At 59.2% G+C, this 12372-nt stretch carries 12 protein-coding genes; 8 read left to right on the top strand and 4 right to left on the bottom strand.

The window, feature by feature from the left end; genetic code table 11:
* Positions 1 to 9 precede the first annotated feature (9 nt).
* Entirely contained in the window at positions 10 to 450 is a 441-nt protein-coding gene (gene lysM, locus BMZ57_RS19540; RefSeq protein WP_010214059.1) for a peptidoglycan-binding protein LysM, read from the bottom strand.
* Between the two features lie 132 nt (positions 451 to 582).
* On the opposite strand from lysM, the gene BMZ57_RS19535 reads away from it, so the two are divergent.
* The 4 genes from BMZ57_RS19535 (at position 583) to BMZ57_RS19520 (ending at position 5435) form a co-directional block, all read left to right on the top strand.
* Positions 583 to 1470, top strand: coding sequence for a LysR family transcriptional regulator (locus tag BMZ57_RS19535; RefSeq protein ID WP_038452531.1), 888 nt, complete (start codon positions 583 to 585; stop codon positions 1468 to 1470).
* A gap of 97 nt (positions 1471 to 1567) precedes the next feature.
* Positions 1568 to 2407, top strand: coding sequence for a formate dehydrogenase accessory sulfurtransferase FdhD (fdhD, locus tag BMZ57_RS19530; protein ID WP_010214062.1), 840 nt, complete (start codon positions 1568 to 1570; stop codon positions 2405 to 2407).
* Entirely contained in the window at positions 2404 to 4752 is a 2349-nt protein-coding gene (locus BMZ57_RS19525; RefSeq protein WP_010214065.1) for an FdhF/YdeP family oxidoreductase, read from the top strand. Before fdhD ends, BMZ57_RS19525 begins: the two co-directional genes overlap by 4 nt.
* Before the next feature lie 203 nt (positions 4753 to 4955).
* A complete protein-coding gene (locus tag BMZ57_RS19520; protein WP_010214066.1) occupies positions 4956 to 5435 on the top strand; it encodes a glycine zipper domain-containing protein in 480 nt (159 codons plus the stop codon).
* 25 nt (positions 5436 to 5460) lie between these two features.
* Here BMZ57_RS19520 and BMZ57_RS19515 read toward each other — a convergent pair whose 3' ends face one another.
* The 3 genes from BMZ57_RS19515 to BMZ57_RS19505 form a co-directional block, all read right to left on the bottom strand.
* The gene (locus tag BMZ57_RS19515) at positions 5461 to 5892 is read right to left on the bottom strand and encodes an acyl-CoA thioesterase (protein ID WP_069672850.1); all 432 of its coding nucleotides are present in this window, start codon (positions 5890 to 5892) and stop codon (positions 5461 to 5463) included.
* 22 nt (positions 5893 to 5914) lie between these two features.
* Positions 5915 to 7852 (bottom strand): RecQ family ATP-dependent DNA helicase, encoded by a 1938-nt coding sequence (locus BMZ57_RS19510; RefSeq protein ID WP_069672851.1) that lies wholly within the window; start codon positions 7850 to 7852, stop codon positions 5915 to 5917.
* Between the two features lie 284 nt (positions 7853 to 8136).
* Positions 8137 to 9312: a tetratricopeptide repeat protein gene (locus tag BMZ57_RS19505; protein WP_010214071.1), complete on the bottom strand. Its 1176-nt coding sequence runs from the start codon at positions 9310 to 9312 to the stop codon at positions 8137 to 8139.
* Positions 9313 to 9487: 175 nt separating this feature from the next.
* On the opposite strand from BMZ57_RS19505, the gene BMZ57_RS28945 reads away from it, so the two are divergent.
* The 4 genes from BMZ57_RS28945 to BMZ57_RS19490 all read left to right on the top strand — a co-directional run bounded on the left by BMZ57_RS28945 (position 9488) and on the right by BMZ57_RS19490 (position 12322).
* The gene (locus tag BMZ57_RS28945; protein ID WP_010214072.1) at positions 9488 to 9658 is read left to right on the top strand and encodes a YhfG family protein; all 171 of its coding nucleotides are present in this window, start codon (positions 9488 to 9490) and stop codon (positions 9656 to 9658) included.
* A complete protein-coding gene (locus BMZ57_RS19500; RefSeq protein ID WP_021492348.1) occupies positions 9658 to 10257 on the top strand; it encodes a putative adenosine monophosphate-protein transferase Fic in 600 nt (199 codons plus the stop codon). The genes BMZ57_RS28945 and BMZ57_RS19500 overlap by 1 nt, the downstream gene beginning before the upstream one ends.
* Before the next feature lie 828 nt (positions 10258 to 11085).
* Entirely contained in the window at positions 11086 to 11442 is a 357-nt protein-coding gene (locus BMZ57_RS19495) for a DUF1493 family protein (protein WP_029529275.1), read from the top strand.
* A gap of 16 nt (positions 11443 to 11458) precedes the next feature.
* Positions 11459 to 12322: an EamA family transporter gene (locus BMZ57_RS19490; protein ID WP_232920570.1), complete on the top strand. Its 864-nt coding sequence runs from the start codon at positions 11459 to 11461 to the stop codon at positions 12320 to 12322.
* The last annotated feature ends 50 nt before the right edge of the window (positions 12323 to 12372 follow it).

The raw sequence follows: 12372 nt of genomic DNA, 5'->3' as shown, positions 1-12372 counted from the left end.
GCCTTCGTATTACTTGGGAATACGCAGCGTCTGGCCTGGATAGATCTTGTCCGGATGGGACAAAAGCGGCTTGTTCGCCTCAAAAATCTTGTTATACAGATTAGCGTTACCGTACACCGAGAGAGAAATAGCGCTCAGCGTGTCACCCTTTTTCACGACGACAAAAGTCGCAGCCTCGACAGCCGGCCCCGTTACAGTGATCTGATCATCCACACTGGCCACACCGGCAATATTGCCCAGCGCCAGCAAAATCTTCTCTTTCTCCTCCTGAGTGGCGACTTCACCGGTCACGGTCACCTTGTCGCCATCCACTGTGGTCTGCACGTTCGGATTACCCAGACCCACCTTGGACACGTGATCTTTCAACTGCTCACTGGCGTTCGCATTACCCGGCGTCAACAGGTCGACAATCTTTTCGCCGGCTTCCTTGATAAAGCTGAAAATACTCATAGTGCGCTCTCCTTGGTTTTTGATTTCCAGATGCCCAAGACTAGACCAGTCCTGTGGATTTGGGTTCCGACCCGGCCAAAGATCCAAACGCGCTAGAATCCCCCCGCCATTGGAATAAGACCTGGAGCGAAGATGGACATCAAACAGCTGAAATTCCTCATCGCCCTCGACGATACCCGTCACTTCGGCCAAGCGGCGGCGCGTTGCCACATTACCCAACCGACCCTGTCGATGCGCTTGCGTAACCTTGAGGAGGAGCTTGATCTGCCACTGGTCAATCGCGGCCAGCGCTTCGAAGGCTTTACCGCACCCGGTGAGCGGGTGCTGGCGTGGGCACGCACAGTGCTGGCGGCGTATGACGGCCTGCAGGCCGAAGCCGCGGCTTGTCGCGGCAACCTGGTGGGGACGTTGCGCCTGGGCGTGGTGCCGCTGTCGAGTTTCGATCCCTTGGCATTAATGCAGCAGTTGCATAAAGAACACCCAAGCCTGCGCTTTGAGCTCTCGGCGCTCAGCTCGGAGCAGATCCTTGAACAACTGGCGAGTAACCGGCTGGACCTGGGCGTGTCTTACCTGGAACGGCTGGATAACGAACGCTTCGACTCACTGGCCTTGGGCGAAACCCGCATGGGCCTGCTCTACGACCAGCGCTTCTTCTCTTTCGGCGACACGCCGTTGAGCTGGGAAGCGTTGATCAAGCTGCCGCTGGGCATGCTCACCAGTGGCATGCACTTTCGCCAGTCCATCGATCACAACTTCCACAGCCGTGGGCTCATCCCGCAACCGTTGTTACAGACCGATGCCGTCCATCAGTTGCTACAAGCGGTACACGGCGGACTGTGTTGCGCGGTAATGCCGCTGGATGGGGGCCTGGATGCACTCACCGAGCACTTGCGCCTGCAACCGATCGAAGACGCCCATACCCTCGCGCGCCTGGGGCTGATCATGCGTCGCAGCGCCCCGCGTTCAGCACTGGCCGAGGCGTGTTTCGCGCTGTATCAGAAATCGCAAATCCAATCTTGATCGACGTCATCTATCGGTAGATCAATACTGGCAATTAGACGCGACGCTTTGTCGCGCCTAGTCTAACCACTGATCAATCCGCCGGTGGTACTGCCCCATGAACGCCAAGCGTCCTGTCTGCGCGGCGCCCGCTCTCGAAACGCCAGCGCCCGTCGCCAGCCACAGCTACCAGTATTGCAATCTCGAACACACTGAATCTGCCAGCACAGCCTTGGCGGAAGAAGTGGCGTTGGCGATCGCCTACAACGACATCAGCCAAGCGGTGATGTTGGTGACGCCGACGGACCTGGAAGACTTCATTGTTGGCTTCAGCATCGGTAGCGGCATTATCGCCGACGTTAGCGACATTTATGACCTGAAACTCAGCGGCTCGGGCTCTGCCCAATATGCTCAGGTGCAAATCTCCAGCCGCGCCTTCTGGAACCTCAAGCAGCAGCGCCGCCAGTTAGCCGGCACCAGTGGCTGTGGCTTGTGCGGCGTGGAAGCCGTTGAGCAGGCCCTGCCAGACCTTCAGGTATTGCCCGGTGCGCCCTTGCCGCCCGCCGAGTGGCTCGATGGCCTGCGCCAACGCATCAGTGCCTTTCAACCCCTGGGCCAATACAGCGGCGCTGTGCATGCGGCGCTGTTCATGAACGGCCAGGGCGAATTGCTGATGGGCCGCGAAGATATCGGCCGACACAACGCGCTGGACAAGTTGATCGGCGCGTTGATCCGCCAAAAAATTCCGACCGAAGGCGGCCTGGCGATTGTGACAAGTCGTTGCAGCCTGGAGTTGATCCAGAAAGTCCTGCGCGCTGGCATCCAGACGCTGGTCAGCCTGTCGTCGCCCACCGGCCTGGCCCTGCAATGGGCCCGCCGGCATAACCTCAATCTCATCCACCTGCCGCAGAAAAGTGCGCCGCGGGTCTACAGCCCTGCGATGGAGAACCAGCCATGAGCCAGCACCACCAAGCCGACCAAACCCCGACCCCGCGCTACAAGCCCTACAAGGGCCCGGCCGGCGGCTGGGGCGCACTGATCAGCGTGGCGCAGGCCTGGCTGACCAGCGACAACGCGCTGAAAAACCTGCGCATGATGCTCAAGACCAACCAGAACGGCGGCTTTGACTGCCCGGGCTGCGCCTGGGGTGACTCGCCGGAAAGCGGCATGGTCAAGTTCTGCGAAAACGGCGCCAAGGCGGTCAACTGGGAAGCCACCAAACGCCGCGTGGATGGTGCATTCTTCGCCAAGAACAGCGTCACCGCCTTGCTGGAGCAGAGCGACTACTGGCTGGAATATCAGGGCCGCCTGACCGAGCCGATGCGCTACGACGCCGAAACCGACCGCTACAAGCCCATCAGTTGGGAGGCAGCCTTCGACCTGGTCGGCAAACATCTCAACGCCCTGCCCAGCCCGGACATGGCCGAGTTCTACACATCGGGCCGTGCCAGCAACGAAGCAGCGTATTTGTACCAGCTGTTCGTGCGCGCCTACGGCACCAACAACTTCCCGGACTGCTCGAACATGTGCCACGAAGCCAGCGGCGTTGCCCTGGCGCAAAGCGTGGGCGTCGGCAAAGGCACCGTGACCTTTGATGACTTCGAACACGCCGATGCGATTTTCGTCTGGGGCCAGAACCCCGGCACCAACCACCCGCGCATGCTCGAACCGTTGCGTGAAGCGGTCAAGCGTGGCGCCCAGGTGGTGTGCATCAACCCGCTGAAAGAGCGCGGCCTGGAGCGCTTCCAGCACCCGCAACACCCGCTGGAAATGCTCACCAACGGCGACAAACCGACCAACACCGCCTACTTCCGCCCGGCGCTGGGTGGCGACATGGCGATCCTGCGCGGCATGGCCAAGTTCCTGCTGCTGTGGGAACGCCAGGCCCAGGCCGAAGGCAAAGAGGCCGTGTTCGATCACGACTTCCTCAACGAACACACCACCAACGTGCTGGATTACCTGGGCAAGATCGACGACACCTCTTGGGAAGAAATCGTCGAGCAGTCCGGTTTGACCCTGGTCGAGATCGAGCAAGCGGCGCGCATGTACGCCAAAGGCAAGAACGTGATCATGTGCTGGGCGATGGGCATCACCCAGCACCGCCACTCGGTGCCGACCATCCAGGAAATCGCCAACCTGATGCTGCTGCGCGGCAACATCGGCCGCCCAGGCGCCGGCTTGTGCCCAGTGCGTGGCCACAGCAACGTACAGGGCGACCGCACCATGGGCATCAACGAACGTCCGCCCGTAGCGTTTCTTGACGCCCTGGAGCGCCGCTTCCAGTTCCAGGTGCCACGTGTCAACGGCCACAACGTGGTCGAAGCGATTCACGCCATGCTCGAAGGCCGCGCTAAAGTATTTATCGGCCTGGGCGGCAACTTCGCCCAAGCCACGCCGGACAGCCCGCGCACCTTCGAAGCACTGCGCAATTGCGACCTGACGGTGCAGATCAGCACCAAACTCAACCGCAGCCACCTGATGCACGGCAAAGACGCGCTGATCCTGCCGTGCCTGGGCCGTACCGACATCGACATCCAGGCCGAAGGCCCGCAAGCGGTGACGGTGGAAGACTCGTTCAGCATGGTCCACGGTTCCAACGGCCAGTTGCAGCCGCTGTCGAAGCTGATGAAATCCGAGCCGGCTATCCTGGCCGGTATCGCTGCCGCCACCCTGGGCACTAAGCCAGTGGATTGGAACTGGCTGGTGGCCGACTACAGCCGCATCCGCGACCTGATCGCCGACACCATCCCCGGCTTCAAGGATTTCAACGAGAAGATCAAGCATCCGGGCGGCTTCTACCTGGGCAACTCCGCCGGTGCACGCCGCTGGAACACGCCATCGGGTCGCGCCAGCTTCCGCCCGAACATCCTGCCCAAGGACTTGATCCACGAACGCACCCACGCGACGGGCAAGGTGCCGGACCTGATCATGCAATCGATGCGCTCCCACGATCAGTACAACACCACCATCTATGGCCTGGACGACCGCTACCGTGGGGTCAAGGGTCAGCGTGACGTGCTGTTCGTCAACGAAGCCGACATCATCCGCCTAGGTTTCAAGCCGGGGCAGAAGGCCGACATCGTGTCGCTGTGGGAAGACGGTCGCGAGCGCCGCGTGAAGGGCTTTACCTTGCTGGCGTTTGATATTCCGGCTGGGCAGGCTGCAGCCTACTACCCGGAAGTGAACCCGCTGGTGCCGCTGGAAAGCACGGGGGATGGCAGCCATACGCCGACGTCGAAGTTCGTGGCGATCCGCTTGGAAGCGGCGAGCGACAATGGGCTGATCATGGCGCGCTCTGCATAAATCTCCGGGCACAAAAAAGGCCGCTTTTGCATAAAAAGCGGCCTTTCCGAAGTAGTTAAAGACTCACTAAATCGACTTAAGTTCCCTAGCCAAAACAGTAACTTAGAGAATTGTGTACAACTCGTGTTACTGGTCGGATTTCTATTGTCACCTTCTCGATACAGCCTCAGGATCGCGCCGTCATCCTCTTGAGGTCTCCCCTAATGAAGTTCTCCTCGATTCTCTTGTTGTCCCTTGGCCTGGTCAGTGGCGCAGCCATGGCCGGTGGCACCACCGAAGCCGGTGTGGGCGGCGCATTGGGCGGGGTTCTAGGCTCGGTTGTCGGCCAGCAGATCGGCGGCAACACCGGCTCGACCATCGGCGCCGCCCTGGGCGGCGCAGGCGGCAGCGCGGTGGGTGCGGACAAACGCAGCCGTGGTGAAGCAGCCATTGGCGGCGCTCTGGGCGCGGCGGGCGGCAACGTGGTAGGCCGCAGTGTCGGCGGCAGCACCGGTGCACTGATCGGTTCAGCGGCCGGCGGTGGTGCAGGTGGCGCGCTGGGTAACTACATGGGCAACAAGAGCGATGACGATGATCGTCGTTCGCGTGGCCGTGATGGTCGTCGTTACGACCGTGATGACCATCCGGGCCGCGGCCATGCCTATGGTCATCGCAAGAACAAGCATCACTACCGTCACCGGTAAGGGCTGAGGGTGTAGGCGTTCGCGCCTACACCACTAACCGCTGCAACGCCTCGCGCAACATCCCCGGAATCGTCACCGGCTGGTTCGAACCCCGATCCACAAACACATGCACGAAGCGCCCCGCCGCACAGGCCTCGTCTTCGCCAGCCTTGAACACTGCCAATTCGTACTGCACTGAACTATTACCCAGTTTGCCCACCCGCAAGCCGATTTCAATGCGTTCGGGAAAGGCGATCGACGCGAAATAATCACACGCCGAACTCACCACGAATCCCACCACCTCACCGTCATGAAAATCCAGACCACCTTGCTCGATCAGGTAGGTATTCACCGCCGTGTCGAAGAAACTGTAGTAGGTCACGTTGTTCACATGACCATACACATCGTTGTCGTGCCAGCGCGTAATGATCGGCTGGAAGTGCAGGTAATCGGCACGTTGAGGCACTGAGTCGGGCATCGGTTCATCTCGCTAAAGTGAGTTACAGGTCATTCAAATGGGCCTGGGCCCACTCGCGCACCTCGGCATACGGATAATCTTCCAGCGCAGCAAAACCCGGAATGCCTCGCGCCTTCAACTTGGTAAACAACGGCACACTGATGCCGCCGAGGAAACGCGTCAGGCGTTCCGCCCCAGGCAAATGGCCGGTGTGTTCATGATGCCTGTGGATAAAATCACCGCACAGCCCCATGAAGTTTTTATCCACACGCCCTGGCAAACCGGGTGGTGGCGCAAGGTGCGCAACATGGCCGTGGCACACCGAGCAATGCCCACAACGTTGGGGCGCGTTTTCATCGCCAAAATACTGTGCCAGGCGTTGGCCCAGGCAGCGTTCTGTGGCGAACAGATCCAGCATGGCGTGAATCCGCGCGACTTCGCCCACCTCATGCTGCTTGAAGCCTGTGTATAACTGTTTGCTCAATACATCAGCGTCAAAATCGGCATCAAGCAGACTGTAAACCTCAGTCATCTGCTTGCTCTCAAGCTCGATCAGGCCTTGCTCCTGTAAGTAATCCAGCGCCTTCACCACTCGACCGCGCTCGGCATTGTGCTGTTGATAAAGCGCGTCGAAATCCACCGTCGCCCAGGTTTTCGCCCGCTTGCACACGTCGATGATCGCCGCGACAAACTGCTGCCGCTCACCGGAGAAGCGCGCGAGCAAAGCCTCAGGTTCAATCAAGTACTTGAAGCGGTACTCGGCATAAAAAGCGTAGCGCGGCGCAATGACGCCCTTGAGTTCCAATTGCACCAGCAGCGTCTTCAACGGCAGCTCGCGGATGTTGCTGTGGTCCGACAGGGATCGGAGCAAAAACTCCCACTGCCCATCGGCCCGAGCAGCCTGCAACTCTTCCAGCACCTGCCGAATGCCCTCCTGCTCCGGCGTATCGCCGTACACAAAGTTTTCCAGCACGTTGAGGCTGTCGCGGTTGGCCAGCACCAGGCAATCGGAAGGTTGCCCATCACGCCCCGCGCGGCCGATTTCCTGGCTGTAGTTCTCGATGGATTTGGGCAGGTCGAAGTGCACCACATTGCGGATGTCACTCTTGTCGATGCCCATGCCGAACGCGATGGTGGCGACAATGCAATGGGAGCGCCCACTCATGAAGCGCTGCTGGATACCCTCGCGTTTATCGTGAGGCAAACCCGCGTGATAGGCCTCGGCCTGGATGCCGTTGCGGTTCAGGTGCTCGGCAATCTGCTCGGCGGTTTTCTGCAACGTGACGTAGACGATGCTCGGCTGGCCGGCACGCTCGCTCATCCACTGCACCAGCCGACGACGCTTGTCCGCACCACTGACCGGCTCCACCAACAGGTTGAGATTGGGCCGGTAGAAGCCCGTGGTGACCACATCGCCCGGAGCAATGGCGAACTTCGCCTGCATGTCGGCAATCACCTTGGGCGTCGCTGTAGCCGTCAACAACAGCGCTTGTGGGATATTGAACTGACGCTGGTAGTCCGGCAGTTTCAAATAGTCCGGACGGAAGTTGTGGCCCCACTCGGAAATACAGTGCGCCTCGTCCACCACCAACAGCGAGATCTGCACGCTTTGCAGGAAGTTACGAAAGCGCTCGTTCTTCAAACGCTCCACGGAAATCATCAGGATCTTCAACTCGCCCGAACGCGCGCGGGCCATCACATCATTCGCCTCATCGCGACTCTGTGCCGAATCAATACTGCCCGCCGAAATACCATGGCGCTGCAGGAAGCCCAATTGGTCCTGCATCAATGCCAACAATGGCGAAACCACCAGCGTCAGGTGCGGCAGCAACACCGCCGACAGCTGATAGCACAGGGACTTGCCTGACCCCGTAGGAAAAATGGCCGCAGCCGAACGGCCGGCCAGTACGGCGCTGACCGTTTCTTCCTGGCCCAGACGAAACTGTGAAAAACCGAAGACCTGCTGGAGGGTGTCGTGCATAAGCTGTCACTCCATTGACCGCTGAGTAGGCTCAAAAACATAGCCTGGGAATCTCAGCGAATCGAGAAAGGTCGCAAGGAAAAAAGAGACAGGATGATACACAGGGTGCAGCAATGGCCTTGGGCCAAATTCGACAAGTTCGACTGTGGCTGTAGGAACACCACAAACCAAATGTGGGAGGGGGCTTGCCCCCGATTGCGATGGATCAGACACACATATCTGACTGATCCAACGCTATCGTGAGCAACCCCCCTCCCACATTTCAGAACTGCACTACAGCTGAATCAGCGATTCTGCACCCGCTCAATCGCCGTGTCATACACCGGGTTGGCCTTCTGTTCCTTGGCCAACTGGTAGTGACGCAACGCATCCGGGAACTGCCCCGCCGCTTCGTAGATCCGCGCAATGTTGTAATAAGCACCTGCACGCACGGTGGCAGCATTGGCGCCGGTGGCAAGGGCGATAGCCTTGCGGTTAGCCCAGATCGACTCGGCAGTGTTGCCGGCTTTCTGATACGCCAGGCCGAGGTTGCCGTAGGCCTTGCCAAAGCCATTGTCCAGTTCGATGGCCTGGCGGAACAGGTCGATCGCCTCGTCCAACTTGCCCGCCTGGTAGGCCGCTTCACCCTGCAGGTTCAGGCGCTTCGCATCGGTTTGTACGGAAGAGCTGACGGTGACCGCGGTGACCGCCACGCTGTCATCCAGCAGCGGTTTGACTTCGTTCAGAACATTCGCGGCATTCACTGTCACGCCACTGAAGGTGTTGATGTCCTGGAAGTCGCCGCTGCCGGTCATGCGGAACACCGTCCACAGGTTGCCGCTGCGGTTTTTAGGCACATAGTAGGTACGCACCAGCGATTGCCCCATGTACACGAACACCTTGGCTTCGCTGTCGGACAACTGGCGCGAGCCTGGGTTGCCGCCATTGCTGTAGTCGTGCACGGCATAAACGTAGCTTTCGCCGTAATGTTTTTTCTGCAGGGTGATGGTTTCCGGGCCGTAGCTGTCGGTGTCATCCACATCCAACTCGGCGTCGGTACCCTTCTGGTTCTCGAAATAGATGTTATTGCCGGGGAAAATCATGTGGGAGTCGAGGTCACTCGGCGTCTTGCCCCACGTCAGCACCACACGCAGGCCGTCGAGGTTCTCCATCACCGGGCTGATAGCGTAGGTCATGCCTTTGCACGGGCATTTCACCACGAGGTTGGAATAGCCGGGCTTCTTGATGATCAGCAGGCTTGAGGCGTCGTCAGCGGCTTCGCTGTTCAGCGTGACCTGACCCTGGCCGTTGGTGCGGCCCACCACGTTCTGCGCGCCGTTACGTTGCAGCAACACTTCGGCGTCGGCAATTTTCTGGTCCTTGACCACCGCACTGAGTACTTCAATCGGCAATTGCTCGGCCTGGACCGAAAACGCCACCGCACACAATGACATCGCCGAGGCGACACGCAGCAAACCCATGCTTAACTCCCTTTAAGTAGTGGGCGGAATCGCCCTACAAGATTTTGCGGTGAAACATACGCTGAAATCAGGCGACTGGCAGACTTTTTGTACAGAATGTGACGTGGTTTTTATCCCGCCTGCCCACTGAAGCATTGCGCTACAATCAAGCCTTGCTAACCAGGAGTACGCTGCCATGAGCGAACCGACGTTTGAGCAAAAACAGGATCACTATCACAAGATCCGCCGTTCCAATTACCTGGCCAGCCTGCGCCTGGAAGGGTTCGACACCCAACCGGCCGACGTCGACAAACCCTTGCCGACCCGCGAAGCCGTTCTTGCCAAGTACCGCAACAGCCCACGCTGATGCTCGACAAATACGGGGTGGGCCAGGATCCGTACTGCTATTCCGGTAGCAGCGTCCTGCGCAACCGCCTCGATTTGCTCGACGAAGCCCGCTTGCATCAAGCCGAGCGGGAATTATCCGAAATTGCCGTAGGCAACCTCCCTCTCTTCCCGCCACCCTACGACCTCGACCGTCTGCAACATATCCACCGCACCCTGTTCGGCGACCTCTACGACTGGGCCGGCGAACTGCGCAGCGTCAACATCCAGAAGGGCGACACGCTGTTCTGCACCCCGGAACGCATCCCACCGGAAGCGGCGAAGGTCATCCGGCGCATGCAAGAGTCGCACTGGTATGTCGGTGTGAGTCAGGCTGAGCTGGTAACGCGCATTGCCGAAGCCTACGGCGACCTCAACGTCATCCACCCCTTCCGCGAAGGCAACGGCCGGGCGCAGCGGATCTTGTTCGAGCAGATCATCGTGAATGCAGGGTTTTCGGTGAATTGGTGGCTGGTGAAACACGCCGCGTGGATACCGGCGAATATTGACGCGGTGGGGTGTGATTATCGGGGGTTGGAGGCGATTTTTGAGCGGTGTATCAGCAGGCCTGCCAGCGCCTGATCGAACCACGAACGATTAAACCATCTGTTTATTGCCCGAGCGCACAGTCCGCCGCCCACCAACGCATCCGCGCTGCCACTGACTTACTGGAAACCTTCTCCTGACTGACCTTCGAACACTCGGACCTCAAAGACATCTCCCACATCACCAACGATGACGCGGTAAGCCAAAAGAAACGCGACGTCATTGACGTTTTTCGCGAGCAAGCTCGCGCCTAAAACTGACCCGCTTGCCTGTTAAATCACAGCCAAGCCACAAACGCCGGAAACGCCTGTAGGAAACCTCCAAACAAAGCGACATCCCCTTCCCAAACTGCTCCAAACGCCCGCTTGACCCTCTACAGAAGTTACCCGTAGCTGAATGAAAATAGCGCGGTTTCAACTTTCTCGGCAGAAACCTGTGAACATCGAAAGGACTCAACACATCGGCCCGGCAAGCTTCGTAGATATCACGCTGGAGACATCAGCATCGATCTGGATGCCAGTGTGAGAGGAGGTATAGGGCCTCAGCGGTCAACACTCTCAATGCATGTCTACTCGGACGAGTCTTAGTGACATGGCCCTTTACCTTCAATCCGCTTCCTTTCTCATTATCTATTTGCTGCTGCACCACCAAATCACAGACCCAATGCTCAGAAAGCACTTCGCAGTCACATGTCTTACAACAGGCCTTATTTTGACGTTCCTACTACCCTATGTAGCGGTGATCCTCAGAATGCCCCTCCTGCCTGTCTTTGTATTCCTGATAGGCTTGGCGCTCTTCATCACTCGAAACAAATACCGCCGCCAACGCAACCAGCCCCTTCATCCACTCCTGCGCGCACCCACCATGAACCTCGCCCCCAACTTCCCCGAAGACTCCGTCATGCAACAACTCCTGCAGCTGCTGCACGAAGAAATCGGCCTGCCGAAACACAAGACGATCCGCCTGCAAACCTCAATCAACTTCGACCTCGGCTGCGACGGCAGTGAGGCCAAGCAACTGATGGATGCACTGGAGCAGGAATTTGCGCTCGACCTGGGCGACTTCGACACTTATCGTTACTTCAACCCGCCGGGGTTCGACGTGTTTCTCAAGCGTCGCGCCAAGGGGCGCGGTGAAAAAGTGCCGCTGACCATCGGCATGCTCTACCTGGCCATCAAGACCCACAGATGGGACACGCAGACGCTGGAAAACCTGAGCTGAAACACAAGGACCTTACATGGACGTCACGATGGGCCTGCTGGCCGCCCTGCTCTGGGGCGGCACCGATTTTCTCGTGGGTCTCAATGCCCGAGCCGTGGGCGTTAAACGCGCGGTGTATTTCGGCCAAGCCCTGGGCTTCCTGATCATGACCCTGTTACTGGTCATTCTCCCAAGCCTCCTGTTCAAATCCCTGGAAGCTGCGCTGAGCGTCTGGCTCCTGGGCATCGCCGCCGCCCTGCTCACTGTCTCCGGCGCCCTGGCGCTGTCCAAGGCCTTCGCCCTCGGCAAAGCAGCCATTGTCGCGCCGCTCGTGACGTCTTACGGCGTGGTGACCACCTTGCTGTCCTGGGCCAGCGGTGAGGACATCAGCCTGACGCAACTGGGTTGCATCGCCCTGTGCGTGATCGGCGTGATCCTCTCCAGCCTGCACAAGGACAACGGTGTTCCCCACAACAACCCACGCCTGTCCATCGCCTACGCCATGCTCGCCGCTTTGCTGTATGGCACCAGCTTCTGGCTGCAAGGCCGCTACACCCTGCCAGCGCTTGGGCCGATCACCATGCTCTGGCTCGGCTACCTGGTGGGGCTGTGCGTGCTGGTGATGATGGTGCTGAAGATCACAGACGGCCTGAAAATCCCACCGCTGAAAAACTGCGCGACGCTGACCGGGGCAAGCTTGATGAACCTGGGTGGGTTCTCGGCGTTTTCGTGGGGAGCGATGGCAGGTTCGGTGTCGGTGGTGACGGTGATCAGTACATTGTCGGGCGGGATCGCGGCGATTCTGGGGTTTGTGTTTTTCAAGGAGCGGTTGTCGGCGGTGCAAGTGTTGGGCGTTGTGCTGGTGCTGGTCGGCGCGGTGGTTTTGCACATCGTCGACTAAGTGTTCGCGCACAAAAAAGCCGCCTCAAGAGGCGGCTTTTTCACAACGCT

Source organism: Pseudomonas simiae (assembly GCF_900111895.1).
GTDB classification, from domain to species: domain Bacteria; phylum Pseudomonadota; class Gammaproteobacteria; order Pseudomonadales; family Pseudomonadaceae; genus Aquipseudomonas; species Aquipseudomonas simiae.
The sequence above is the reverse complement of the archived record's forward strand: the minus strand, read 5'-3'. Positions and strand labels throughout refer to the sequence as shown.